The organism is Kitasatospora sp. NPDC036993, from assembly GCF_055607525.1.
On sequence record NZ_JBVJRP010000011.1, the window covers coordinates 249,124 to 274,272 of the forward strand.

Sequence of the window (25,149 nt, forward strand, 5' to 3'; positions counted from 1 at the left end):
GTTCCCATGCTGACGTCACAAGACCCGCACACCCGCTCGGAACCACCCCTGACCAGGCATCATTCCATCCGGTCCGGACTCAGGGCCGGGCCAGTCTGTTCAGCAGCAACACCGAGGCCACGGGGCGCGCGCCGGCCTTCCGCACGCCCTCCGCGACCTCCCGGTCGGTGGAGACCACCACCACCGGACGGCCCTGCGGCTCGGCCCGCACCAGACGGCGGATCAGCTCGTCCGCGGTCTCCCCGGTCCGGCTGAACCGCACCCGGACCCCGCGCGGTGGCGCCATGATCACCGGGACGTCCAGGTCCTGCCCGTCGAACACACAGGTGACCTCCGCCTGCGTGCGCTGGGCCAGCATCGCCAGCCCGCCCAGCAGCCGGATCCGCTGCTGCTCCAGCGGCAGCGCCGGATAGCCGGTCTTGGTCACGTTGTAGCCGTCCACCAGCAGGTGCACCTGGGGGATCGCCAGCAGCTGGTCCAGCAGCGCCGGATCGTCCTCGGCGAGGCCGCGCCGCGCCACGTCGTGCGGCGAGGCCGCCCCCGGCACCACCGCCTCCACCAGGTCCGCCGGACGGATCTGGGAGACCGGCAGCGCCAGCTCCCGCTGGAGCCCCTGGGCCGACTGCAGCACGGTGTCCAGCAGCAGCCGCAGCCGCATGTCCTCGACGCTGCGCCCCTCACGGGCCGACCGGCGGCCCTGCTCGGCCGCGTTCTCCAGCTCGGAGACCCGGTGCCTGAGCCGGCGCGCCTCGGTCTCCACCGCGCCGCGCTCGGTCGCGGCCTGCGCCTTCGCGGCCTCCAGCTCGCCGGCCAGCCTGCGGGTCTCGGCCTGCGCCCTGCGGGTGTCGCTCTCCAGCGACCGCACCTTCTTGCGCAGCGACTCGGCCTCCTTGCGGACGCCGTCCGACTCGGTCCGCTGCCGGTCCAGGTCAGCCCGTGCGGAGGCCCGCACCTCGGCCAGCTCCGCCTGTAGCTTCTCCACCAGCCGGGTCGCCTCCGCGGCCGCGTCCTCGGCGCCGGCCCGCTCGACCTCCTCGCCGGCCTCGGCCACCAGCCGGCTCCAGCCGGCCGACCGCACCAGGTAGGCGGCGGCCGCGACGTCCATCGGGTCGGCGGCGCTCGGAACGGTGCCCGACTCCAGCGCCTTCACCAGGTCCGGCTGCCCCAGTCTCAGCCGCTCCGCTATCCGCACCCGGAAGGCCGGCTCCGACTCCAGCGCCGCCGCCAGCGCGGTGGCCGCGTACTTGGCCCGCCGCGCCGGGGTGAACTTGACGTACTGGCGCAGGCTCTGCGGCAGCTCGGCCGGCGGCAGCCCGCCGAGCGCGTCCGAGGCCAGCCCGACCACGCGCCGGCGCACGCCCTCCGGCAGCGGCCGGTCGAGCTTCTCGGCCGCGCGCTCCACCGCGGGCTCGGAGGAACCGTCCTCCACCCGGGCCGGCTCGGCCGGGGCCTCGGCCGCAGCGGGCTGAAGCCCCCGCTCTTCGCCGGGCTCCTTCGCTGCGTCCACCACGTCCTCGGCTCCGATCCTGGTCCAGCGGGGTACGGCCGCGGCCGCCCCTGTCGTCACGCTCCGTGCGTCTTGTTCTGTATTGTCCCGTGCGGCGGACGGGCATGCCGCGCACCCGCCCGCCGCACCGACGGGGTCAGCCCTGCTCGGCGGCGGCCTCCGTGCTCTCGGCGCCAGGCCTGGCCACCAGCTCGACCTGGTCGACCGCGTTGCACCAGCGGCAGCGCACCGACTCGATGGTCTCGCTCAGTACCTCGGTCTCCTCGACCTTGGACCCGCCGGCCAGGTCGAAGTGCAGGAACTCGGTCACCCGCGCGGTGCGGGTGACGTCGAAGCGGGTGAGGTTGCCGCACAGGGTGCAGCGCCAGCGCGTCTCGGCGGTCAGAGCGGGGACGGTCATCGGGGGTCCTCTCGGGTGATCCCTGCGTGGGCCAGGCGCTCCCCCCGGAGCCCCGGCATCGGCGGCGGGAGGCGGGAATGCCCGCCCCAAGCCTATTGCCTGGGGCTGCCGTCGCGACCACCGGTTGCCTGAACACCCGGGCTAGTCCACCTGCCGTAAACCACGGTGTCACCTGCGGCGCCCGGAGGGATGCTTGGCCGCATGGCGCTCGCGGCCCCCGACCACACCGCTGCCCGGGGCGACCGCCCGGCGGTGCCCGTCCCCGTGGTCAGCTACGCCCTGATCGCGCTCAACACCCTGGTCTTCCTGTTCGCCCCGGCGGCCGGCCTCAACCCGCTGTACGGCACCGGCCAGGCCAGGGTCTGCGCGGAGCAGCGGTACGAGCAGCGCTGGGGCGCCGTCCCCGCCGAGCTGCTGGCCGGACGGCCGCTGACCGCCGAGCAGCTGGCCGAGGCCCCCGACCCGGTCCCCGGCTGCCCGGCCGCCCCGACCCCGGGCAAGCACCCGTCCCTGTCCGTCCTCACCGGGCTCTTCCTCCACGCGGGCTGGCTGCACCTGCTGGGCAACCTGCTCTTCCTCCACGTCTTCGGCCCCACCGTCGAACGGCGGCTGGGCCGGGTCAGGTACGCCCTCTTCTACCTCGCCGCCGGAAGCGTGAGCACGTACGGCTTCGCGCTCGCCGAGGCGCACTCGCCGGGTTCCACCCGGGTGCTCATCGGGGCGTCCGGGGCGATCTCCGCCGTCCTCGGGGCCTATCTGCGCTTCCACCCTCGGGCCCGGGTCACCACCCTCGTCCCGCTGCTGTTCTTCCTGCCGCTGCGCTTCCCCGCCTGGCTGGTGCTCGGCCTCTGGTTCGCCCTGCAGTGGTGGTCGGTGCACTCGGCCGGCCCCGGGGTCGCCTACCTGGTGCACGTGATCGGCTTCTCGGCTGGGTTCCTCTACGCCTGTACCGCGGTCCGCCACCCCCCGCGACGGCCCGGCTGACGCCCGATACGCTGGCGGCACCTCACAAAGGAGCCCGAACCGTGATCACCGCCATCGTCCTGATCAAGACCAGTGTCGACCGCATCCCGGAGATCGCCGAGTCCATCGCCGCCATCGAGGGCGTCAGCGAGGTCTACTCGGTGACCGGTGGCTACAACCTGGTGGCGATGGTGCGGGTCCGCCACCACGACGACCTGGCCGAGGTCATCCCCGGCCGGCTGAACAAGGTCCCGGGCGTGGCCGACACCGAGACCCAGATCGCCTTCCGCACCTACTCCCAGCACGACCTGGAAGCCGCCTTCGCCCTCGGCCTGGACGAGTAGCGGGGCGCGGGGTCTCTCCTTCGGGGCTCAGCCCTCCCGACGCGCCCTGTCGATCTGCACGGTCGCGACGCAACGCCCGCCCTCGTTGCGGTAGTTCCAGCTCGCGCCGTCCGTGACCAGCTCCCGGACGGCCGTCAGGAAGCGGTCGACGTGCTCGTCCGGCGTCCCGGCGCCGAAGCTCACCCGGATCGCGTTCAGGCTGCGCTCGCCCGGCAGCGAGGGCTCCGGCGCACCGCACTCCGACGGGGCCACGTCCTCGTCCCCGAGCAGGGTGCGCACCAGCGGGTGGGCGCAGAACAGGCCGTCGCGCACCCCGATGCCGTACTCGGCGGACAGCGCGGCCGAGAAGTGCGAGCTGTTCCAGCCCTGGACGACGAAGGACAGCACGCCCACCCGGGCCGAGCCCTCGCCGAACAGGTTGAGCACCTTGACCTGCGGGATCTCCGCCAGCCCCGCCGTGAGCCGGGCGACCAGCCGCTCCTCGCGGGCCTCCAGCGCGTCGAAGCCGGCCTCGGTCAGCGCCCGGCAGGCCGAGGCGATCGCGTAGGCGCCGATGACGTTCGGCGAGCCGGCCTCGTGCCGGGCCGGACCGGTGTGCCACTGCACGGCCACCGAGCCGTCGGTCTCCCTGGCCACCGTCCTGGTCGCCCCGCCGCCGGCCAGGTACGGCTCGGCCGCGTCCAGCCAGTCCGCCCGGCCGGCCAGCACGCCGGCGCCGAACGGCGCGTAGATCTTGTGGCCGGAGAAGGCGATCCAGTCGACGTCCAGCTCGCGCACCGAGACCCGGTGGTGCGGTGCCAGCTGGGCGGCGTCCAGCACCACCCGGGCGCCGTGCCGGTGGGCGGTCGCGGTCAGCTCGGCGACCGGCCACAGCTCGCCGGTCACGTTGGAGGCGCCGGTGACGCAGAGCAGCTTGGGGCCCTCGGGCGCCTCGGCGAGCGCGGCGTCCAGCGCGGCCACCGCCTCGGCCCGCGAACGCGGCGCGCGCAGGTAGGTGACGCCCAGTCCGGCGTGCGCCCAGGGCAGCAGCGAGGCGTGGTGCTCGGTCTCGAAGGCGAACACCCGGGTGCCGGCCGGAACGGCGGCGGCCAGCAGGTTGAGCGAGTCGGTGGTGGCCCGGGTGAAGACCACCTGGTCGCCCTCGCGCAGGTCGAGGAACTCGCCGACGGTGCGGCGGCTCTGCTCGAACAGGTCGGTGGACAGCTGCGAGAGGTACCCGGCCCCGCGGTGCACGCTGCCGTAGTACGGCGCGTAGGCGGCGACGTCGTCCCACACCCGCTGGAGGGCCGGCGAGCTGGCCGCGTAGTCGAGCGCCGCGTAGCCGACCTTCTCACCACTGGCGAGCGGGACCTGGACGTCGGAGCCGAGGACGGCGAGCGGGGCGCAGATTTCGGTGGCCAGGGACATGAGAACGCACTCCTTGGGGGGTATGGGACCCCCGGGAGTGCTAGTCGTCGGGTGTCCGCGCTTGCCGCACGGACGGTTTGCCGTGACGACCCGGTCCTCACCCAGGGCACCCCGCCACGGACGGAGGGTTGCCGGACAGCAAGCTGGGGCTTCGCGCTGTCACTCATGACCTGGCGAAGACTCTAGGCCGCGTCCAGCGGTCGGTCAAACGGACATCCAGCATCCGGACAGCACCGGAGCCCGGGCCGGTGCGCCGGCCCGGGCTCCCCAACTGCCGTCTCAGATCCGGCTGGTGGCCTCCGACCAGCGCCGCAGCAGGTCCTGCGCGGCACCGGAGTCGATCGCCTTCGCCGCCCGCGCCATGCCCGCCGCCAGCTGCTCGGGGAGCGGCGCGTCGCCCAGGTCGACCGCGACCAGCGCCGCCGCCGTGTTCAGCAGGACGGCGTCCCGCACCGGCCCGTGCTCCCCCGCCAGCACCCGCCGCGCGACCTCGGCGTTGTACGAGGCGTCCGCCCCGCGCAGCGCCTCGATGCCGACCAGCTCGATGCCGACGTCCCGCGGGTCGAAGGAGGTCTCGGTGACCACCCCGTCGCGCACCACCCACACCTGCGAGGTGGTGGTGATGGTCAGCTCGTCCAGCCCGTCGTCGCCGCGGAAGACCAGTGCCGTCGCGCCCCGCCCGGCCAGCACCCCGGCGATCAGCCCGGCCAGCCGGGTGTCGAAGCAGCCGATGGCGTGGGCCTTGACCTTGGCCGGATTGGTCAGCGGACCGAGGATGTTGAAGGCGGTCGGCACCCCGAGGTCGCGCCGGGCGGTGGCGGCGTGCCGCATCGAGGGGTGGAACTTCGCCGCGAAACAGAAGGTGAGCCCGACCTCCTCGGCCACCTCGGCCACCCGCCGGGCGGACAGGTCCAGCGCCACCCCGAGCTTCTCCAGCACGTCCGAGGAGCCGCTGGTGGACGAGGCCGACCGGTTGCCGTGCTTGACCACCTTGGCGCCGGCGGCCGCCGCGACGATCGCCGACATGGTGGAGATGTTGACGGTCTTCGCCCGGTCGCCACCGGTGCCGACGATGTCCACCGCGGGACCGGGGATCTCCAGCGGCTCGGCGTGCTCGTACATCGCGTCGACCAGGCCGGCGATCTCGTCGACCGACTCGCCCTTGGCCCGCAGCGCGATCATGAACCCGGCCACCTGGACGGGGGACGCCTCGCCGCTCATGATCCGGTCCATCGCCCACGCGGTGGACGAACGGTCGAGGTCCTCCCCCTGCAACAGCGCCGCCAGGAGGTCCGGCCAGGTGCGGACCACCTGCACGGGGTCGCTACCGCCGTTCGCAGGGTTCACGTTCACCATGGCTGACTCCACTGTTGTCGGTTCCCCGCGCGGGGGGACGTCCGTACGGATGGAGCCAGCCTATCGAGCGGAGCCGCCGCGACGGCCGCTCTTCTCGCCCACCGGACGTCGGTCAGCGGACGGCCGGAGTCCGCTTCGCCAGCCGCGCCCGCAGCAGGGTGGCGGCCGCCCCGGCCAGCGCCACCGGGTCCACCGGGTGGGAGATGGCGGCGTCGGCCCGGCTCCAGGCGGCGAGCCAGGAGTCCTGCGGCCGGCCGATCAGCACCAGCACCGGCGGGCAGCCGTAGATCTCGTCCTTCAGCTGCCGCCCGAGGCCCAGCCCGCCGGCCGGCACCGCCTCGCCGTCCAGCACGCAGAGGTCGACGCCCCCCTTCTCCAGTGCCTTGAGCACCGCGGGGGTGGTCGCGCACTCCAGGTAGGACAGTTCCGGAAGATCCTCGGCGGGCCGGCGGCCGAGCGCCGTCAGCACCTGCTCACGGGTGTTGCGGTCGTCGCTGTAGACGAGGACGGTGAGCGTCTCATCGGTCGTGTACGCCATGGACCCTGCTCCCTCAAGTGTGATCCGGACCACGTTCGCCTGATCCGGATGCTACTCCCGATCACCCTCCGCCGAGTCCCCCTCGCGCACGTTCCTCGCCAACCCGCCGCGCCCCCGGCTCACCCGCCCGGAGGACGGCCCGTCACCCGACCCCGGCCAGTCCACCCGTACGGCCGACCCGGAGCCCCTCCCCCCTACCTCCTGCGGCTACTCCGACCGTGCAACGGCGCGCCGGGCAAGGGGGTCTCGGGCTCCTCCGAGGAACCATCAGAAAAGGGACACGCCGCTGCTCAGTCCCCGTCCGGGCCCCCCACCGGCCTCCAAGCGGGCATACCGCACGCACCGGACACTCCGAGGGACACCCCCCGGCGTGAAGACGGAATAAGGGACCGACATAATGTCCGTCGTGGCGACAGCAACAGCAGTAGAAACCGGGCACGCGCACGGATCGGTCAACCGGCCGAACATGGTCAGCGTCGGAACGATCGTCTGGCTCAGTTCCGAGTTGATGTTCTTCGCGGCCCTCTTCGCGATGTACTTCACGCTCCGCTCCGTCAAGGGGCCGGAGTTCTGGACCGAGAAGGCCCACGCCCTCAACGTGCCCTTCTCCTCGGTCAACACCACGATCCTGGTGCTCTCCTCGCTCACCTGTCAGCTCGGCGTGTTCGCGGCCGAGCGTGGTGACGTGAAGAAGCTCCGTGCGTGGTTCATCCTCACGTTCGCCATGGGCGCGGTCTTCATCGGCGGTCAGGTCTTCGAGTACACCGAGCTGGTCAAGAAGGACGGCCTCTCGCTGTCCTCCGACCCGTACGGCACGGTGTTCTACCTGACCACCGGCTTCCACGGGCTGCACGTGACGGGTGGTCTGATCGCCTTCCTGCTGGTCCTGGGACGGACGTACGCAGCCAAGCGCTTCACGCACGAGCAGGCCACCGCCGCGATCGTCGTGTCGTACTACTGGCACTTCGTCGACGTCGTGTGGATCGGCCTGTTCGCGACCATCTACCTGATCAAGTAACCAGCTGATCAGGTCGCTGGCCACCGGCTGCGGCCCCCGCCCTCACCGGCGACGGGCCGCTTCTGCCGGTGCCGACGCTCCCACCGACCGACCGCGCGCGCAGCCCTAGACAGGCAGCCTCGTGCCGGCCAGACCGGCCGCCGGGTGCACCCACCAGTCGACCAGATCCTGACACCGGGGTTATTCCGTGAAAAAGCTCTCCGCACGACGGCGCCACCCATTGGCGGCGCTGGTCGTCCTACTTCTCGCCCTGGCGGCAACCGGGGGGCTGTACGCCGCGTTCGCGCCCGCCGACAAGGCGCAGGCCGACGTCGCCGCGCAGTCGCTCGCGATCGATGAGGGCAAGAAGCTCTTCGCCGTGGGCTGCTCCTCCTGCCACGGCCTGGACGGCCAGGGCAGCAGTGACGGTCCGAACCTGGTCGGCGTCGGCTCCGCCGCTGTCGACTTCCAGGTCGGCACCGGCCGCATGCCGGCCCAGCAGCCCGGCGCCCAGGTCCCGCGCAAGAAGAACATCTACTCGCAGGCCGAGATCGACCAGCTCGCCGCCTACGTCGCCTCCCTCGGTCCCGGCCCGGTGACCCCCAAGGAGGAGCAGTACACCTCGACCAACCCCGAGGACCTCGCCAAGGGTGGCGAGCTGTTCCGCACCAACTGTGCCCAGTGCCACAACTTCGCCGGCCAGGGTGGTGCCCTGACCAAGGGCAAGTACGCCCCGTCGCTCGAGGGCGTGGACGCCAAGCACATCTACGAGGCCATGCAGACCGGCCCGCAGAACATGCCGTCGTTCCCGGACACCACCATGCCCGAGGAGCAGAAGAAGCAGATCGTGGCCTTCGTCCGCCACACCACCAACGATGAGCCCAACCCCGGTGGTCTCACCCTGGGCAGCCTCGGTCCGGTGACCGAGGGCCTGTTCGGCTGGATCTTCGGGCTCGGCACGCTCATCGCGGTCGCGATCTGGGTCGCCGCCCACACCACCAAGGCCAAGAAGTCATGAGCCACGACATGTCAGAAGAGAAGCTTCCGGAGCCGCACGGCTCCGCCGGCGAGGTGGCCGACCACGGCCACCCGTTCGCCGACCCGGGCCTGCCGGCCCACGAGCCGCGTCGCACCGACATCGACGAGCGGGCCGCCAAGCGGGCCGAGCGTCAGGTCTCGCTGATGTTCGTGATCTCGATGCTCGCCACCGTCGCGTTCATCGCCTCGTTCGTGGCCATCGACGCGGACCGGATCGTCTACATCTTCCCGCTCGGTCATGTCAGCGCGCTGAACTTCGCGCTCGGCCTGACCCTGGGCGTCGCGCTGTTCATGATCGGCGCGGGTGCGGTCCACTGGGCCCGCACCCTGATGTCGGACGTCGAGCTGCCGGCCGAGCGTCACCCGATCGAGGCCTCCGAGGAGGTCCGCGCCGACGTCATCGAGCAGTTCAAGACCGGTGCCGCCGAGTCCGGCTTCGGTCGCCGCAAGATGATCCGCAACACCCTGATCGGCTCCATGGCGCTGGTCCCGCTCTCCGGCGTGGTCCTGCTCCGTGACCTCGGCCCGCTTCCCGAGAAGAAGCTCATGGAGACCGGCTGGAAGGAGGCGACCGAGAGCAAGCCGCTGCCGCTCGTCAACATGAACACCATGCAGCCGATGAAGCCCGAGGACATCATCGTCGGCTCGCTCACGTTCGCCATGCCGGAGGGCCTGTCCACGCACAGCGAGGACTTCCAGCAGCGGATCGCCAAGGACGCCCTGATGCTGGTCCGCATCGCGCCCGACGACATCAAGGACGAGAAGTCCAAGGACCTGGGCTTCGAGGGCATCCTCGCCTACTCCAAGATCTGCACCCACGTCGGCTGCCCGATCAGCCTGTACGAGCAGCAGACCCACCACGCGCTCTGCCCCTGCCACCAGTCGACCTTCGACCTGGCGGACGGCGCTCGCGTCATCTTCGGCCCGGCCGGCCACCCCCTGCCGCAGCTGAAGATCACCACTGACGAGAAGGGCAACCTGGTCGCCACCGGCGACTTCGCTGAGCCCGTCGGCCCGAGCTACTGGGAGCGTGCTCGATGAGTAGCGCGAGCAGCACCACGACCGGTGCCGCCAAGCCCTCCAGCACGCGTGACAAGCCCGCCAACAAGTGGGAAGCCGCCGCTGACTGGACGGACGGCCGGCTGGGGATCTACTCCCTCGCCAAGGCCAACCTGCGGAAGATCTTCCCGGACCACTGGTCCTTCATGCTGGGCGAGATCTGCCTCTACACGTTCGTCATCATCATCCTGACCGGTGTCTACCTGACGCTGTTCTTCAAGCCCTCGATGGCCGAGGTCATCTACGACGGCTCGTACGTGCCGCTCAAGGGCCTGCCGATGTCGGAGGCCTACGCCTCCACGGTGAACATCAGCTTCGAGGTCCGCGGCGGTCTGCTGATCCGCCAGATCCACCACTGGGCCGCCCTGGTCTTCGTGGCCGCGATGCTCGTGCACATGATGCGCGTGTTCTTCACCGGCGCGTTCCGCAAGCCCCGCGAGATCAACTGGGTCTTCGGCTTCCTGCTGCTGGTCCTGGGCATGTTCGACGGCTTCTTCGGCTACTCGCTGCCGGACGACCTGCTGTCGGGTACCGGTATCCGCTTCATGGAAGGCGCGATCCTCGCCGTCCCGCTGATCGGCACCTACGTCCAGATGTTCCTGTTCGGGGGCGAGTTCCCCGGCCACGACATCGTGCCGCGGTTCTTCACCATCCACGTGCTGCTGATCCCGGGCATCATGCTCGGCCTGCTGGTGGCGCACCTGATCCTGGTCTTCTACCACAAGCACACCCAGTGGGCGGGCCCGGGCAAGACCGAGAAGAACGTCGTCGGCATGCCGCTGATGCCGGTCTACATGGCCAAGGCCGGTGGCTTCTTCTTCCTGGTCTTCGGCATCATCGCCATCATCTCGGCGATCGCCACGATCAACCCGATCTGGTCGGTCGGCCCGTACCGCCCCGACCAGGTCTCCACGGACGCCCAGCCCGACTGGTACATGGGCTTCTCCGAGGGTCTGATCCGGATCATGCCCGGCTGGGAGATCAGCGTCTGGGGCGGCCACACCCTCAACCTGGGTGTCATGGTCCCGCTGGCGATCTTCCCGCTGGTCCTGGTCTCGATCGCGGTCTACCCGTTCATCGAGGGCTGGATCACCGGCGACAAGCGCGAGCACCACATCCTGGACCGCCCGCGCAACGCCCCGGTCCGCACCGCCCTGGGCGCCGCCTGGATCAGCCTCTACCTGCTCCTGCTGGTGGCCGGCGGCAACGACCTGTTCGCCACCCACCTGCACCTGTCGATCAACTCGGTCACCTACTTCGTCCGCGTCGGCTTCTTCGTCGTCCCGGTCGTCGTCTTCATCATCACCAAGCGCTGGTGCCTCGGCCTCCAGCGCCGTGACAAGGAGAAGGTGCTGCACGGCCGCGAGACGGGCGTCATCAAGCGCCTGCCGCACGGCGAGTTCGTCGAGGTGCACGCCCAGCTGCCGCAGCAGGACCTGCACAAGCTCACGGCGCACGAGCAGAACCAGCCGGTCGAGCTGCCGGCCCAGACGGACGAGAACGGCGTGGCCCGCAAGGCCGGCGTCGTCACCCGCACCCGGGCCAAGCTCTCCCGCGGCTTCTACGGCGAGGGCAGCCAGATCCCCAAGCCCACCGCCGAGGAGCACCACGAGATCACCAGCGGCCACGGCCACCACTGATCCCGCAGGCACCACCGCGTCACCCCGAGGGCCGCTGACCAGAGTTCGTCTGGTCAGCGGCCCTCGGCCCTTCCCGAACCCGCCGGCCCCGTACCCGCCCGCGCCCCCAGGAGCCCCCGTGCAGCTCTCCGTCGACCCCGCCAGCGCCACTCCCCCGTACGAGCAGATCCGCGCCCGGATCGCCGACCTGGCCCGCTCCGGGGAGCTGCCGACCGGGCTGCGACTGCCCACCGTCCGGGCCCTGGCCGAGGAGCTGGGACTGGCCGCCGGCACCGTCGCCCGGGCCTACCGCGAGCTGGAGGCGGACGGCGTGGTGGAGACCCACGGCAGGCGCGGCACGCTGATCGCCGCCACCGGCGACGCCGCCCACCGGCTGGCCGCCGAGGCCGCCGCCGAGTACGCCGCCAGGGCGAGCCGGCTGGGCCTCTCCCCCGCGGACGCCCTGGCCGCCGTGGACACCGCCCTGCGGCTGGCCTACCCGAAGGGCTAGCGGGCCCGAGGAGGGCCTTCAGAGCTCGGGGCGGATCATTCCCGCGGCCTGGGCCTGGGAGGCCGGTGCGGTGGTGCTGACGGCCTGTCCCGAGGCGCTGTGCCGGACCCAGTCCGCCCAGTCGATGTTCCAGTCCCCGAAGCCGTTGCCGAAGGGCTCCATCTCGCCGCCGCGGCTGTTCACCACCGTCACCGGGTCCCCCACCCTGGTGTGCTCGTAGAACCACTCGGCGTTGCCGGTGCTCATGCCGGTACAGCCGTGACTGACGTTCTCCAGGCCCTGCGAGCCGACCGACCAGGGCGCCGCGTGGACGTACTCGCCGCTCCAGGTCACCCGGGTGGCCCACAGCACGTCGAGGTCGTACGCCTCCGTGCTGCCCGCCGCTATGCCGATGGTCTCGCCGTTCATCCGGACCGACCGCTCCTGGCCGAGCACCACCTTGACGCCGTTGCGGGTGTCGAAGCCGGGCTTGCCGGTGGTGACCGGGATGCTCCGCAGGACCTCTCCGTCGCGCTTGAGGGTGAGCTCGTGGGCGGCCGCGTCGATCACCGACTCCACCCGTTCGCCGATCCGCAGCTTCAGCGCGCTGCGGTCACCGCCGTAGAGCCCGTCCTCGATCCGGCTGCCGGTGCCGTCGAAGGCCAGTGAGACGGTCGTCCCGGCCGGCCAGTAGTCCTCCGGACGGAAGTGCAGGTTCCTGTCGTCCACCCAGTACCAGGCGCCGGTGACGGTGGGCTGGGAGGCGACGGTCAGGACGCGCTCGACCTCCTGGCGGGCCTGGGGGTCCTTCACCGCCTCGGAGAGCTGCACGGTGAGCGGCTGGCCCACGCCGTAGACGCCGCTGCCGGAGGAGTCCGGGCCGAGCTTGGCGGTGAGCAGGCGCTGGGCCGCGAGGGTGCCGAAGTTCGCGGTGGTGTCGCCGCGGCCGCCCTTGCCGTCGTCGGCGGAGATCCGCACCGAGTACGCGGTGGCGGCCTTCAGCCGGCCGGTGGTCTGCCAGCTGCGCTGGTCCTCGGCGAGCTTCCCGGCGACCACCCGGCCGTCCGGGCCGACCACGGTGACGTCGGTGAGCCGGCTGCCCTGGAGGGCGGTCACGGTGACCGGCTGGGAGGGGTCGGCGTTGCCGTCCGCCGAGAGGTGGACCAGCGGGGCCGCGTCGACCCGGTGCGGCCCCTTGGGGGCGTCTTCCCCGGCCGTGCAGGCGGCCAGCGGGGCCAGCACGGCGAGGGCCAGCGAGATGCCGCCGAGAGCTGCGATTCCGCGCCTGTCGGCCATGACCGCCTCCGAGGGTTCGCACGATTGATCAGATCGTAGGAACGCCCCTGCCGAAGCGACATCCGAGGGACTCCCGGTTCACCCACCGGAGTGAAGCCGTCATTCCGGGGACGCAGCACGCCGGGAACGCCACAGGGCCGGCCCTCCCCTGCGGGAGGACCGGCCCTGGTGCCGGAAGCGGGAACCCTACTGGTTCTGGTTCTCGCCCCGGTAGAACTCGAAGACCCATCCGAAGATGCCGATCAGGATGATCGGGGCGGCCCAGAACATCAGCCACCAGCCGAAGATCACGCCCAGGAAGGCGAGCGCGCCACCGAGCGCCAGCGAGAGCGGCTGCCAGCTGTGCGGGGCGAAGAAGCCCAGCTCGCCGGAGTCGTCCGCGACCTCGGCCTCGGGGTTGTCACCCGCGCCGCTGTCCACCCGGCGGGCGGTGAAGGCGAGGTAGTACCCGATGAAGGCGCAGAGCCCGAAGGCCAGGAACAGCGCCGTGGTGCCGGCGGCCTCGATGCCGAGGTCCGAGTGGTTGGTCCACAGGCCGTAGGTCAGAGCCATGGCCAGTACGAAGACCGACAGGCCCAGGAAGATCTTTCCCTGTTCCTTCATCAGGCGTCGCCCTCCTTGTTGCCCTTGCCCAGCTTCGGGGCGTCGTACTTCGCCGGGGTCACGCCGGCGAGGTGCTTGGCCGGCTCGCCGTGGTTCTCCAGGTAGTCCAGCGCGGCGATCTCCGGGTGGTGGAGGTCGAAGGCCGGGGATTCGGAGCGGATCCGCGGAAGGGTGAGGAAGTTGTGCCGCGGCGGCGGGCAGGAGGTCGCCCACTCCAGCGAGCGGCCGAAGCCCCACGGGTCGTCCACGGTGACCTTCTCGCCGTACTTGGCGGTCTTCCAGACGTTGTAGAGGAACGGCAGGAGCGACAGGCCGAGCACGAAGGAGCCGATGGTCGAGACGGTGTTCAGGGTGGTGAACCCGTCCGACGCCAGGTAGTCGGCGTAGCGGCGGGGCATGCCCTCCGCGCCGAGCCAGTGCTGCACCAGGAAGGTGGTGTGGAAGCCGATGAACAGCGTCCAGAAGGTGATCTTGCCGAGGCGCTCGTCCAGCATCTTGCCGGTCATCTTCGGCCACCAGAAGTGGAAGCCGGCGAACATCGCGAACACGACGGTGCCGAAGACCACGTAGTGGAAGTGGGCGACGACGAAGTACGAGTCCGAGACGTGGAAGTCGATCGGCGGGGAGGCCAGCAGGACACCCGTCAGACCACCGAAGAGGAAGGTGACCAGGAAGCCGACCGTCCAGAGCATCGGGGTCTCGAAGCTCAGCGAGCCCTTCCACATGGTGCCGACCCAGTTGAAGAACTTCACACCGGTCGGGACCGCGATCAGGAAGGTCATGAACGAGAAGAACGGCAGCAGGACTTGTCCCGTGACGTACATGTGGTGCGCCCACACCGTGACGGACAGACCGGCGATCGCGATGGTGGCCGCGATCAGGCCGGAGTAGCCGAACATCGGCTTGCGGCTGAAGACCGGGATGATCTCCGACACGATGCCGAAGAACGGCAGCGCGATGATGTACACCTCGGGATGCCCGAAGAACCAGAACAGGTGCTGCCAGAGCATCGCCCCGCCGTTGGCAGGGTCGAAGACGTGGGCACCGAACTTGCGGTCCGCCTCCAGGGCGAACAGCGCGGCGGCCAGCACCGGGAAGGCCAGCAGGACCAGCACCGAGGTCAGCAGGACGTTCCAGACGAAGATCGACATCCGGAACATCGTCATGCCGGGCGCGCGCATGCAGATGATCGTGGTGATGAAGTTGACCGCACCGAGGATCGTGCCGAAGCCGGAGAAGGCCAGACCCATGATCCACATGTCGCCGCCGATGCCGGGCGAGTGAACCGCGTCCGACAGCGGGGAGTAGGCGAACCAGCCGAAGTTGGCGGCGCCGTTCGGGGTCAGGAAGCCCGCCACCGCGATGGTCGAACCGAAGAGGTACAGCCAGTACGCGAACATGTTCAGACGCGGGAACGCCACGTCGGGGGCGCCGATCTGGAGCGGCATGATCCAGTTCGCGAAGCCGGCGAAGAGCGGCGTCGCGAACATCAGCAGCATGATCGTGCCGTGCATCGTGAAGGCCTGGTTGAACTGCTCGTTCGACAGGATCTGGGTCCCGGGACGAGCCAGCTCGGCACGCATGACCAGGGCGAGGATGCCACCGATCAGGAAGAAGGCGAACGACGTCGCCAGGTACAGCGTGCCGATCGTCTTGTGGTCAGTGGTGGTCATCCACTTGATGATGGTCGAACCCGGCTTCCGGGTCCGCTGCGCCCCGACCGTGACGGCCTCGGCGCCCCCGCCGGCCGCGGCGGGCTCGTTGAGGATTGTCACTTCTCTTCACTTCCCATGGTGATCAGGCCGGAGGGCACCGCACCGTTCTGGCCCTTGGCGCGAAGATCGGCCAGGTGCTTGTCGTAGTCGGCGCGGTCGACGACCTTGACGTTGAACAGCATGCGCGAGTGGTCGACGCCGCAGAGCTCGGCGCACTTGCCCATGTACTCGCCCTTGACGGTCGGCGTGACCTCGAACTTGTTCACCACGCCCGGCACGACGTCCATCTTCATCATGAAGTTGACGGGCCAGAAGTCGTGGATGACGTCACGCGAGGTGAGGCGGAACTGCGTCGACTCGTTGACCGGCATCCAGAGCGTCGGAACGTCCTTGGGGGTACCGACGTCGTACGCGGCGTCCTTGTTTGCCGCGTCGGGGGTCTCGGTGTTCTCGTAGTTGAACGCCCAGCTCCACTGGAAACCGACCACGTTGACGTAGTGCTGCGGCTTCTCGGAGGTGGCGATCAGCTTGCTCTCGTCGCGGGCGACGAAGTAGAAGAGCACCGAGACGATGATGATGGGGACCGCGGTGTAGAGCGCCTCGATGGGCACGTTGTACCGGGTCTGCGGAGGGACCTCCACGCCGGTGCGCTTGCGCCGGTGGAAGATCACGCTCCAGATGATCAGACCCCACATCAGTACGCCGACCACCAGCGCCGCGATCCAGGACCCCTGCCACATCTGGAGGACCATCGGCCCTTCCTTGGTGACGGGGCTCGGGAGGCCAAGCCTGGGGAGGTCGTTGGCCGAGCAGCCGGTAGCGGTCGCGATGACGAGGCCCAGTGCCAGCGCCTGAGGCAGCTTCCGCCGCATCGTGCGCCGCGGCGAGCGGTCGGAGCCGTTGGGACTCACGTAGCGCCTTCCCGAAGTCTCGCCCGCCTTCGCGTCGCCCCGGAGAGGAGTGTGAGCCTCCCCGGCGACCCGTCCACGGGCACGGTTTGAATGCTTATGCGGGCCAAACCCTACTCCAGCCTTATGCGCTCCTGACGGGCAGCCCCCGGTAACGCGCCGCCCGCTAGCCCGATCAGGCCCGGTGGGGGCTGCGTCGCAGGTCATCGTAGGCATTCGAGGTCCGTACGCCCGATCGGGGGATGACCTCGGATGACATCCGTGACGATCCGTCGGACGCGGACGAAGCGGACATTCGGGGTGATCGACTGACGGTGGGTGAGCCGCGTGACCCGGCCGGGTCGCGCACCGGGTGTGTCGTTAAATGTGACCGTGTACTTCGACGCGGCCTCGACGGCCCCCCTGCACCCCGTCGCGCGGCAGGCACTGACCGCCGCCCTGGACGAGGGCTGGGCCGATCCGGCCCGGCTGTACCGCTCCGGCCGGCAGGCCCGGATGCTGCTGGACGCCGCCCGCGAGACGGTGGCCGCGGTGCTGGGCGCGCGGGCGGACGAGATCTCCTTCACCGCCAGCGGGACGCAGTCCGTCCAGCTCGGTCTGCTCGGCGCCCTGGCCGGCAACCGGCGGCGCGGCGGCCACTTCGTGCACTCCGCGGTGGAGCACTCCAGCGTGCTGCACGTCGGCGAGCGCCACGAGGCGGGCGGGGGCGAGGTGTCGGTGGCCCCGGTGGACCGGGGCGGCCGGGCCGACACGGAGGCCTTCGCCGCGCTGCTGCGCCCGGACACCGCGCTGGCCGCGCTGCAGAGCGCCAACCACGAGGTGGGGACGGTGCAGCCGGTCGGCGAGGTCGCCGCGCGGTGCGCCGAGGCGGGCGTCCCGCTGCTGGTGGACGCGGCACAGAGCGCCGGACGGACGGACGTCCCCGCGGGCTGGTCGCTGCTGACGGCGAGCGCCCACAAGTGGGGCGGCCCGGCCGGGGTCGGGGTGCTGGCGGTGCGCAAGGGCGTCAGGTACGCCTCGCCGCTGCCTGCCGACGAGCGCGAGGGCGGCCGGGTGCCCGGCTACGTCAACGTCCCGGCGATCGTGGCCGCGGCCGCCTCGCTGCGCGCCGTACGGGCCGAGGCCGAGCGGGAGAACGCCCGGCTGCACGCGCTGGTGGAGCGGATCCGCACCCGGGTGCCGCAGCTGGTGCCCGAGGTCGAGGTGGTCGGCGACCCGGTGCGGCGGCTGCCCCACATCGTCACCTTCTCCTGCCTGTACGTGGACGGGGAGGTGCTGCTGACCGAGCTGGACCGGGCGGGCTTCGCGGTCTCCTCCGGCTCCTCCTGCACCTCGTCCACGCTGACGCCCAGCCATGTGCTGGCGGCGATGGGGGTGCTCACCGAGGGGAACGTCCGGGTCTCGCTGCCGTACGGGACGGCCGAGGCGGACGTGGAGCGCTTCCTCGCGGTGCTGCCCGGCCTGGTGGCCGGCGTCCGGGCGCCGCTCGGGCTGGACCTGCCGGCGCCGGAGGCCCCCGCCGGGGAACTGCTGCTGGTCGTCGACGCCCTCGGCAAGCGCTGCCCGCTGCCGGTGATCGAGCTGGCGAAGCGGATCGGCGAGGTGCCGCCGGGCGGCACGGTCGCCGTGCTGTCCGACGACGAGGCGGCCCGGCTGGACATCCCGGCCTGGTGCGGGATGCGCGGGCAGGAGTACCTGGGCGAGGCCCCGGCCACCGAGTACGGCGGTGACCGGGGCTCGGCCTACCTCGTGCTGCGCCGCTCCTGAGCGGGGCCCGCTACTTGACCAGGTACGCGCGGATCTCGGCGGTCGCCTCGGCGCCGTAGGCCTCCTCGAAACGGCCCAGGAAGGCGGCCGGGCGCAGCTCGTACTCCTGGGTGCCGACGGTCTCGATCACCAGGGTGGCGAGCATGCAGCCGAGCTGGGCGGAGCGCTCCAGGTCGAGGTCCCAGGACAGGCCGGCCAGGAAGCCCGCCCGGAAGGCGTCGCCGACGCCGGTCGGGTCGACCTTGGCCTCCTCCTTGGCGCAGCCGACCAGGATCGGGGCCTCGCCCTTGCGCTCGATCCGGACGCCCTTGCTGCCCAGGGTGGTGATCCGGGTGCCGACGCGGGTGAGCAGCTCCTCGGCGTCCCAGCCGGTCTTGCTCTCGATCAGCGCGGCCTCGTACTCGTTGGTGAAGAGGTACGCGGCGCCGTCCACGATCTCGCGGATGTCGTCGCCCTCCAGGCGGGCCAGCTGCTGGGAGGGGTCGGCGGCGAAGGCGTAGCCGCGGGTGCGGCACTCCTGGGTGTGGCGGACCATGCCCTGCGGGTCGTCGGCGCCGACCAGGACGAGGTCCAGGCCGCCGACGCGGTCGGCGATCGGCTTCAGCTCGATGTTGCGGGCCTCGGCCATGGCGCCGGTGTAGAACGAGGCGATCTGGTTGTGGTCCTCGTCCGTGGTGCACATGAAGCGCGCGGTGTGCCGGGTCTCGGAGATGTGGACGGAGTCGCAGTCCACGTTGTTGCGCTCCAGCCAGCTGCGGTACTCGGCGAAGTCCGCGCCGGCGGCGCCGACCAGGATCGGGCGCAGGCCGAGCACGCCCATCCCGAAGGCGATGTTCGGCGCGACGCCGCCGCGACGGATGTCCAGGGTGTCGACCAGGAAGGACAGCGACACGGTGTGCAGCTGCTCGGCGACCAGCTGGTCGGCGAACCGGCCGGGGAATGTCATCAGGTGGTCGGTGGCGATCGAGCCGGCGACGGCGATACGCACGGGAGGTCTCCTCAGGATGGCTGCGGGGCCAGCGGGCAAGCGGGGGTGAACCCGCCCACGGTACCCGGCCCCGGCGAGCGCGCCGCAAGAGTGCCTCGGGTTGACGCCCTCACGGCCATGGTGGCACTCGTTGCGCTCGAACGTGTACTACCTGCCGGTAGCACTGGTGGGCGGCCCGAGCCCTGCCTAGGGTCGGCCTGGGGGCGCCTCCGTCGACTCCGGAGCCGCCTCCCGGAGGCCCGCCGTGCAGGCGGGCCCCGTCGTCGACCGCGGCAGCGTGGCCGCGGCCCCGGATCGGAGCGCTACCCGATGACCGACCACTCCCCCGTGCCCGCCCTGCGGACCGAGGACGGCGAGACCCTCGACGCCCTGGTGGACTCCTCCCGGCGGCTGCGCCGGTTCTGGCCACAGCTCACCGTCGGCCCGGAGCCCGCCGCCCCGTCGCCTGCCGGCTTCCTGGTGCCCTCCGGGGCGCAGCGGGTGGTCGCGGGGATGGCCGAGTACGGCTTCTGAACCCGGGCCGGCCGGTACGGAACCGGATCCGTCCGGAGCACGTCACATCCGCGCGGAGCGGCCGCGGAGGCGGCACCGCTGAACCCTCGGGAGGATGTGCAGATGGATCCGGAGACGATGCCCCGGCGCGGTCGGCGGACGGTGGCCCTGGCGGGCCTGGCCCTGGCGGCGGTGGTGACGGCGGCCGGCTGCGACGGGGGCGGCGGGACCGCCTCGGACGCGGCGGCGGCCGGCGCGACCGCCTCGGCCCCGGCCCCGGCGAGTGCCTCCGCGCGGACCCCGGCGGATTCCGGGAGTCCGGCCCCGACGGCTCCGACCGGGAGTGCCTCCGGTACCGCGCAGCCGGCCTCGCCACCGCCGACCGGCTTCACGCCCGCCCCGGCCTCCCCGCCGCCCGGTCGGCCGGAACCGGCCACTCCCCCGGGCAACGGGATCGCGGTGGGCGAGCCGAACCCGAACGGTTCGGGCTCGCCCGTCCGCCCACCGGTCGGGTACCGGGTGGACGGCACCACCAAGCTGACCGTCTACTTCTTCGGCGGGGTCTGCACCACGTACGCGCTGAAGGCCGACGAGTCGCAGCCGGGCCGGGTGGACGTGCAGGTCGTGCCGGGCCCGCCCACGGTCCAGCCGGGGCAGGTGTGCAACGCGCTGGCCAAGCGGCAGTCGGTGTCGGCCGACCTGCGCTCGCCGCTGGCCGGGCGGACGGTGGTCGACAGGTCGAGTGGCCAGGAGGTGCCGCTGGAGGGCGACCCGCGCATCGGACCGGATCCGGTCACCCCGGACGTCGCCGGGCAGTAGCAGCCGGAGCGGTAGCGGCCCGGGCGGCAGGAGCCCGGGCGCGGAAACGGAAAGGCGGCCCCGGGGATGATCCCCGGGGCCGCCTTCCGCAGCGGGCCTGGCTGAGGCCTAGCTGAACGAGTCGCCGCAGGCGCAGGAGCCGGTGGCGTTCGGGTTGTCGATGGTGAAGCCCTGCTTCTCGATGGTGTCGACGAAGTCGACGGTGGCGCCGCCCAGGTACGGGGCGCTCATCCGGTCGGTGACGACCTTGACACCGTCGAAGTCCTTGATCACGTCACCGTCGAGCGAGCGCTCGTCGAAGAACAGCTGGTAACGCAGGCCGGAGCAGCCACCGGGCTGGACGGCGACGCGCAGCGCGAGGTCCTCGCGGCCTTCCTGCTCCAGCAGGGCCTTGACCTTGCCCGCGGCGGCATCGGTAAGGAGGATGCCACTGTCGACAGTGGTCTCGTCCTGGACGGTCATCTGCTTTCTCCCGGTCTTGGCGACGGTCTGCCGCAAGTGCCAACCAACAGCCGTCCGGTTTCATTTCCCGGTCGGCGGTGGATTTCTGTGGCCTGGTCGCGGCTGGATATCCGTGGGCCGGGTGTGCCACCCGCGTCCCCTACGCTCCCCATGCTCGCACACCCCGCGGGGCCGGTCACCGCCCGAGGCACGGATCCGGGTGAACCGGCCCCGGCGCGGCCCGCGGGACGCCAGGATGGTCCGCATGATCCTTCGCCCGGTCAGGGACACCGCCGCGGACGCGGAGGCCGTCCGGGAGCTCACCGCCGCCGCGTTCGCCGACGACGCCCCGGCCGGGTCCGCACCGGACCCGACGCCGCTGCGGCTGGCCGGGACCAGGCACCTGGCGCGCACCGATCCCGGGGGCTGCTGGCTGGCGGAGAGCGGTGGCGAGCCGGTCGGGGTGGTGCTGTCGATCCGCCGGGAGGGCCTGTGGGCGCCCTCGCTGCTCGCGGTCCGGCCGTCGGCGCGGGGCAAGGGCGTCGGCCGGCTGCTGCTGGAACGGGCGGCTGCGCACTCCAAGGGCTGTCTGCGCGGGATGGTGTGCGCCGCGGACTCCCCGGCGGCGGCCCGCCGCTACCGGCTGGCCGGGTTCACCCTGCATCCGGCGATGGGGCTGGCCGGACGGGTGGACCGGAGCGGGCTGCTCGACCCCGGGGACATCCCGGTGCACCGCGGCAACGCCACCCACCGGCACCTGCTGGACTCGGTGGACCGGCGGCTGCGCGGGTCCGCGCACGGTCCTGACCACGAGCTGATGCTGGGCCACTTCGAGGAGTTGCTGATCGCCGACGCGCTGGCCGGCAGCGGCTACTGCTACCGGGACGGCGGCGTGGTGCGGCTGCTCGCGGCGACCAGCAAGCGGATCGCCGCCCGGCTGCTGCGCGAGGCACTGGCCCGGGTGCCGGACGGGGCCGAGGCCCGGGTGGAGTACCTCACCGCGGAGCAGGAGTGGGCGCTGGACGTCGGGCTGGAGGTCGGGCTGACCCCGCGGTCCCGCGGTTTCGTCGGGGTGCGGGGGATGCGGCCGCCGGCGCCGTACCTGCCGAGCGGGGCGTTCCTGTAGCGCGGGCGTTCCCGTGGCGCGGGCGCCGTCCGTGGCGAGGCCGGGCGGGAGCGCGTCCGGCCCCACCGGGGAGCCGGTGGGGCCGGACGGCGGATGCCTCGGTCAGGCCATGGTGGCCAGGATCTCCTCGACCATCTCCATGGTGGTGCCGGGGTGGAGGAAGGCGAAGCGGGCGACCGTCTCGCCGTCCCAGCCGGTGGGGGTGACGAAGCCGATCTGGTCCGCGAGCAGCTGCTGCGACCAGCGGTAGTAGTCGTCGTTGGTCCAGCCCCTGCGCTTGAAGCAGACCGCCGAGAGCTGCGGGTCGAACAGCAGCTCCAGGTGCTCGGTCTCGCGGATCAGCCGCGCGGTCTCCCTGGCCAGGGTGAGGCCGGCCTCGATGGCGTCGGTGTAGGCCTGGACGCCGTGCACGGCCAGCGAGAACCAGAGCGGCAGGCCGCGGGCGCGCCGGGTCAGGTGGTAGGCGTAGTCGGTGGGGTTCCACTCGTCGCCCTCGGTGTGCAGCACGTCCAGGTAGGAGGCGTCCTGGGTGTGCACGGCGCGGGCGAGCTGCGGGTTGCGGTAGATCAGCGCGGCGCAGTCGAAGGGGGCGAACAGCCACTTGTGCGGGTCGACCACGAAGGAGTCGGCGTGCTCGATGCCGTCGTAGCGCTCGCGGACCGAGGGGGCGAACAGGCCCGCGCCGCCGTAGGCGCCGTCCACGTGGAACCACAGGTCGCGCTCGCGGGCGACCTCGGCCAGGCCCTTGAGGTCGTCGACGATGCCCTCGTTGGTGGTGCCCGCGGTGCCGACGACGGCGATCACCGTCTCGGGGTCGGGGTCGGCGGCCAGCGCGGCGCGCAACGCCTCGCCGGTGAACCGCCGGTCGACGGTCGGGACCTTGAAGGCCTCGACGCCGATGATGTTGAAGGTGTTCTTGACCGAGGAGTGCACCTGGTCGGCGACCGCGATCCGCAGCCGCGCCTCCGGACCGACGCCGAGCCGGCGGCGGGCCGTGTCGCGGGCGACCACGAGGGCGGAGAGGTTGCCCGCCGAGCCGCCGGAGACGAAGGTGCCGCCGGCCGACTGGGGCATGCCCGCGCGGTCGGCGATCAGGCGCAGCACCTGGTTCTCGGCGGCGATCGCGCCGGCCGCCTCCAGCCAGGAGATGCCCTGGAGGGAGGCGCAGGAGACGACCATGTCGAACAGCAGCGCGGCCTTGGTCGGGGCGCACGGGATGAAGGACAGGTAGCGCGGGCTGTCGGCGGAGATGACCGCCCTGGACAGCTCGTGGTCGTACAGCTTCAGCACGTCGGCCGGGGCGTTGCCGTCCTGGTTGAGCAGGCCGGCCAGCTGGCCGCGCAGGTGCTCGCCGTCGCCGGGGTGGTCGAGCGGGACGGGGTCGTACTGCAGCCGCTCCCGCATGTAGTCGAAGACCAGGTCGACCAGGTCGTTGTCGGGCCGGTGCATGCGGTCGGGTGCTGCGGACACGGCTGTCCCTCTCGGCGTGGGGTGTCGGGGGGCGTCCGGTCGGCGGGACGCTTCACCGCGACGGCCGGACATGATCAGCGTAGGCAGCACCGGCACCCCGGCGCGCGTCGGAACGCGGCTGGTCAGGCAGGTTTCGGGCGTCTTCGGGACGGTCCGCGCAGGATTCCTGCGTGCCGCCCGCAGGGGCTATCCGATGAGCTGTGAGAGGACCACGGAGGAGCGGCTGCGCTGCACGCCGGGCTCGCGCCGGATGCGCTCGATGACGGCCTCCAGGTGGCGTATGTCGGCGGCCCGCAGGTGCACCAGGGCGTCCGGATCGCCGGTGACCGTCCAGGCGGCGACCACCTCGGGGAACTGCCGCAGGCTGGCGAGGATCTCCTCGGGGGCGGTGCGCTCGCGGCAGTAGACCTCGACGAAGGCCTCGGTCTGCCAGCCCAGCACGGAGGGGTCGAGCACCACGGTGAAGCCCCGCACCACGCCGCGCGCCCGCAGCCGGTCGATCCGCCGGCGCACCGCGGTGGCGGAGAGGTTCACCTGGAGGCCGATCTCGGCGTAGGAGGCACGGCCGTCGCTGCCGAGCCGGGCGAGCAGGAGGCGGTCGGTCTCGTCCAGGTCGGCCCCGACCACCTCGTGCGCTCGGCTGCTGGTCATCGGTGCGGGGCTCCACGGGTCGTACGGGCGTTTCGGCGGGGCGCTCCGGTGGCGGGCTCCACTGCCCGGGCGCCTTTGCCGAAACGGTTCGTCACCATTCTGGCGGATGACCCGGACGAGTTCACCGCCGACGGACGACCGGCGGGCGGCCGTCACCGGACGAGCAGCACGATCTTCCCCCTGGTGCGGCCCTCGGCGCTGAGCGCCTGGGCGGAGGCCGCCTGGGCCAGCGGGAAGGTGGAGGCGACGGTGACGGTCAGCCGGCCGTCGTCGGCGAGCGCGGCCAGCTCGGCGAGGTCTCCGGCGTCCGGACGGACCCAGACGTACCGGCCGCCGAGCGCCTTGACCCCGAAGTCGGCGGTCGAGGCGATCCGGCCCGGGTCGGCCACCAGGCCGGCCGAGACCTGGACGGCTCCGTGGCCGACCAGGTCGAGGGCCGCGTCCACCCCGTCGGGGGCGAGCGCGCGGACCCGCTCGGCCAGGCCCTCGCCGTACACGACCGGCTCGGCGCCGAGGCCGCGCAGGAAGTCGTGGTTGCGCTCGGCCGCGGTGCCGATCACCCGGGCGCCGCGCGCCCTGGCCAGCTGCACCGCCAGGTGGCCCACCCCGCCGGCGGCGGCGTGCACCAGGACGGTCTCCCCCTCGGCGACGCCCAGCGCCCGCAGGCCCTGCAGGGCGGTGAGCCCGGCCAGCGGCAGGCCGCCGGACTGCGCCCAGTCCAGCGCGGCCGGCCTGCGGGCCAGGGTGCGGATCGGGGCGGAGACCAGCTCGGCGTACGTCCCGTGCTCGACGGCGTCCTTGCGGACGTAGCCGTACACCTCGTCGCCCGGGGCGAACTCGGTGACCGCGCCGCCGACCGCGCGGACCACCCCGGCCACGTCCCAGCCCATGACCAGCGGGAAGTGCACGTCGAAGAGGCCGTCCAGGGCGCCGTCCCTGATCTTCCAGTCCACCGGGTTCACCCCGGCCGCCCTGACCTCCACGAGAACGGAGTCGGGCCCGACCCTGGGGTCGGGCAGGTCGGTGTACTCGACCACCTCGGGGCCGCCGTAGCGGTTGATCGCGATTGCCTTCATGGGCTCAGCCATACCCCCGGGCTCCGGCATATCGATTCGGCCACACCCGGACTGCCCCGAATCGGTGATCCGGCTCCGC

25 protein-coding genes and 1 riboswitch are annotated in these 25,149 nt (G+C 71.9%); of the genes, 11 read left to right on the forward strand and 14 right to left on the reverse strand.

Annotation, left to right across the window (positions count from 1 at the left end; genetic code table 11):
- Positions 1 to 79: 79 nt before the first annotated feature.
- Positions 80 to 1,429: an NYN domain-containing protein gene (locus ACZ7C5_RS24690; protein WP_401079775.1), complete on the reverse strand. Its 1,350-nt coding sequence runs from the start codon at positions 1,427 to 1,429 to the stop codon at positions 80 to 82.
- A 214-nt stretch (positions 1,430 to 1,643) separates the two neighbouring features.
- A complete protein-coding gene (locus tag ACZ7C5_RS24695; protein ID WP_470323477.1) occupies positions 1,644 to 1,907 on the reverse strand; it encodes a hypothetical protein in 264 nt (87 codons plus the stop codon).
- Positions 1,908 to 2,108: 201 nt separating this feature from the next.
- Between ACZ7C5_RS24695 and ACZ7C5_RS24700 the strand changes: the two genes are divergently transcribed.
- A complete protein-coding gene (locus ACZ7C5_RS24700; RefSeq protein WP_401078858.1) occupies positions 2,109 to 2,891 on the forward strand; it encodes a rhomboid family intramembrane serine protease in 783 nt (260 codons plus the stop codon).
- Between the two features lie 41 nt (positions 2,892 to 2,932).
- Entirely contained in the window at positions 2,933 to 3,214 is a 282-nt protein-coding gene (locus tag ACZ7C5_RS24705) for an Lrp/AsnC family transcriptional regulator (protein ID WP_188297367.1), read from the forward strand.
- 27 nt (positions 3,215 to 3,241) lie between these two features.
- Here the strand turns inward: ACZ7C5_RS24705 and ACZ7C5_RS24710 are convergent, their stop codons facing one another.
- From ACZ7C5_RS24710 to ACZ7C5_RS24720, 3 genes are all read right to left on the reverse strand, one after another.
- Entirely contained in the window at positions 3,242 to 4,621 is a 1,380-nt protein-coding gene (locus tag ACZ7C5_RS24710) for an aminotransferase class V-fold PLP-dependent enzyme (RefSeq protein ID WP_470323478.1), read from the reverse strand.
- Between the two features lie 52 nt (positions 4,622 to 4,673).
- Positions 4,674 to 4,792, reverse strand: a riboswitch (SAM riboswitch).
- A gap of 108 nt (positions 4,793 to 4,900) precedes the next feature.
- Positions 4,901 to 5,977, reverse strand: coding sequence for an anthranilate phosphoribosyltransferase (gene trpD, locus ACZ7C5_RS24715; protein ID WP_401078851.1), 1,077 nt, complete (start codon positions 5,975 to 5,977; stop codon positions 4,901 to 4,903).
- A gap of 112 nt (positions 5,978 to 6,089) precedes the next feature.
- On the reverse strand, positions 6,090 to 6,515 hold the full coding sequence (locus ACZ7C5_RS24720) for a response regulator (RefSeq protein ID WP_188297370.1): 426 nt from the start codon (positions 6,513 to 6,515) through the stop codon (positions 6,090 to 6,092).
- A gap of 397 nt (positions 6,516 to 6,912) precedes the next feature.
- Here ACZ7C5_RS24720 and ctaE point away from each other — a divergent pair, with 397 nt between their 5' ends.
- From ctaE to ACZ7C5_RS24745, 5 genes are all read left to right on the forward strand, one after another.
- Positions 6,913 to 7,533, forward strand: coding sequence for an aa3-type cytochrome oxidase subunit III (gene ctaE, locus ACZ7C5_RS24725; protein WP_049651835.1), 621 nt, complete (start codon positions 6,913 to 6,915; stop codon positions 7,531 to 7,533).
- Positions 7,534 to 7,720: 187 nt separating this feature from the next.
- The gene (gene qcrC, locus ACZ7C5_RS24730) at positions 7,721 to 8,530 is read left to right on the forward strand and encodes a cytochrome bc1 complex diheme cytochrome c subunit (RefSeq protein WP_401078847.1); all 810 of its coding nucleotides are present in this window, start codon (positions 7,721 to 7,723) and stop codon (positions 8,528 to 8,530) included.
- Positions 8,531 to 8,538: 8 nt separating this feature from the next.
- The gene (gene qcrA / locus ACZ7C5_RS24735; RefSeq protein WP_401078844.1) at positions 8,539 to 9,591 is read left to right on the forward strand and encodes a cytochrome bc1 complex Rieske iron-sulfur subunit; all 1,053 of its coding nucleotides are present in this window, start codon (positions 8,539 to 8,541) and stop codon (positions 9,589 to 9,591) included.
- Positions 9,588 to 11,249 (forward strand): cytochrome bc1 complex cytochrome b subunit, encoded by a 1,662-nt coding sequence (qcrB, locus tag ACZ7C5_RS24740; protein ID WP_188297373.1) that lies wholly within the window; start codon positions 9,588 to 9,590, stop codon positions 11,247 to 11,249. The genes qcrA and qcrB overlap by 4 nt, the downstream gene beginning before the upstream one ends.
- Before the next feature lie 118 nt (positions 11,250 to 11,367).
- Complete coding sequence (locus ACZ7C5_RS24745) at positions 11,368 to 11,739, forward strand: GntR family transcriptional regulator (RefSeq protein WP_470323479.1); 372 nt, start codon at positions 11,368 to 11,370, stop codon at positions 11,737 to 11,739.
- 18 nt (positions 11,740 to 11,757) lie between these two features.
- Here ACZ7C5_RS24745 and ACZ7C5_RS24750 read toward each other — a convergent pair whose 3' ends face one another.
- The 4 genes from ACZ7C5_RS24750 to ctaC all read right to left on the reverse strand — a co-directional run bounded on the left by ACZ7C5_RS24750 (position 11,758) and on the right by ctaC (position 16,243).
- Entirely contained in the window at positions 11,758 to 13,014 is a 1,257-nt protein-coding gene (locus ACZ7C5_RS24750) for a L,D-transpeptidase (protein ID WP_401078838.1), read from the reverse strand.
- 186 nt (positions 13,015 to 13,200) lie between these two features.
- The gene (locus ACZ7C5_RS24755; RefSeq protein WP_188297376.1) at positions 13,201 to 13,617 is read right to left on the reverse strand and encodes a cytochrome c oxidase subunit 4; all 417 of its coding nucleotides are present in this window, start codon (positions 13,615 to 13,617) and stop codon (positions 13,201 to 13,203) included.
- On the reverse strand, positions 13,617 to 15,392 hold the full coding sequence (gene ctaD, locus ACZ7C5_RS24760; protein WP_188297377.1) for an aa3-type cytochrome oxidase subunit I: 1,776 nt from the start codon (positions 15,390 to 15,392) through the stop codon (positions 13,617 to 13,619). The genes ACZ7C5_RS24755 and ctaD overlap by 1 nt, the downstream gene beginning before the upstream one ends.
- Entirely contained in the window at positions 15,389 to 16,243 is an 855-nt protein-coding gene (ctaC, locus tag ACZ7C5_RS24765) for an aa3-type cytochrome oxidase subunit II (protein WP_401078835.1), read from the reverse strand. The genes ctaD and ctaC overlap by 4 nt, the downstream gene beginning before the upstream one ends.
- Positions 16,244 to 16,612: 369 nt before the next feature.
- On the opposite strand from ctaC, the gene ACZ7C5_RS24770 reads away from it, so the two are divergent.
- A complete protein-coding gene (locus ACZ7C5_RS24770) occupies positions 16,613 to 18,007 on the forward strand; it encodes a cysteine desulfurase/sulfurtransferase TusA family protein (RefSeq protein WP_401078833.1) in 1,395 nt (464 codons plus the stop codon).
- Between the two features lie 10 nt (positions 18,008 to 18,017).
- On the opposite strand, the gene ACZ7C5_RS24775 is transcribed toward ACZ7C5_RS24770, so the two are convergent.
- On the reverse strand, positions 18,018 to 18,995 hold the full coding sequence (locus ACZ7C5_RS24775; RefSeq protein WP_188297380.1) for a carbohydrate kinase family protein: 978 nt from the start codon (positions 18,993 to 18,995) through the stop codon (positions 18,018 to 18,020).
- A 309-nt stretch (positions 18,996 to 19,304) separates the two neighbouring features.
- On the opposite strand from ACZ7C5_RS24775, the gene ACZ7C5_RS24780 reads away from it, so the two are divergent.
- Positions 19,305 to 19,508, forward strand: a complete 204-nt coding sequence (locus tag ACZ7C5_RS24780; protein WP_401078829.1) for a hypothetical protein — start codon at positions 19,305 to 19,307, stop codon at positions 19,506 to 19,508.
- A gap of 102 nt (positions 19,509 to 19,610) precedes the next feature.
- On the forward strand, positions 19,611 to 20,306 hold the full coding sequence (locus tag ACZ7C5_RS24785; protein WP_401078826.1) for a hypothetical protein: 696 nt from the start codon (positions 19,611 to 19,613) through the stop codon (positions 20,304 to 20,306).
- Positions 20,307 to 20,414: 108 nt separating this feature from the next.
- On the opposite strand, the gene erpA is transcribed toward ACZ7C5_RS24785, so the two are convergent.
- Entirely contained in the window at positions 20,415 to 20,768 is a 354-nt protein-coding gene (erpA, locus tag ACZ7C5_RS24790) for an iron-sulfur cluster insertion protein ErpA (protein WP_188297383.1), read from the reverse strand.
- Positions 20,769 to 21,012: 244 nt separating this feature from the next.
- On the opposite strand from erpA, the gene ACZ7C5_RS24795 reads away from it, so the two are divergent.
- Positions 21,013 to 21,873 carry a GNAT family N-acetyltransferase gene (locus tag ACZ7C5_RS24795; RefSeq protein WP_401078823.1) on the forward strand — a complete coding sequence of 287 codons (861 nt, stop codon included), beginning with the start codon at positions 21,013 to 21,015 and terminating at the stop codon, positions 21,871 to 21,873.
- Positions 21,874 to 21,975: 102 nt separating this feature from the next.
- On the opposite strand, the gene ACZ7C5_RS24800 is transcribed toward ACZ7C5_RS24795, so the two are convergent.
- The 3 genes from ACZ7C5_RS24800 to ACZ7C5_RS24810 form a co-directional block, all read right to left on the reverse strand.
- On the reverse strand, positions 21,976 to 23,343 hold the full coding sequence (locus ACZ7C5_RS24800; RefSeq protein ID WP_401078820.1) for a pyridoxal phosphate-dependent decarboxylase family protein: 1,368 nt from the start codon (positions 23,341 to 23,343) through the stop codon (positions 21,976 to 21,978).
- 186 nt (positions 23,344 to 23,529) lie between these two features.
- The gene (locus ACZ7C5_RS24805; protein ID WP_470323480.1) at positions 23,530 to 23,994 is read right to left on the reverse strand and encodes an Lrp/AsnC family transcriptional regulator; all 465 of its coding nucleotides are present in this window, start codon (positions 23,992 to 23,994) and stop codon (positions 23,530 to 23,532) included.
- Positions 23,995 to 24,146: 152 nt separating this feature from the next.
- Positions 24,147 to 25,070, reverse strand: a complete 924-nt coding sequence (locus ACZ7C5_RS24810; protein WP_401078817.1) for an NADP-dependent oxidoreductase — start codon at positions 25,068 to 25,070, stop codon at positions 24,147 to 24,149.
- Positions 25,071 to 25,149 lie beyond the last annotated feature (79 nt).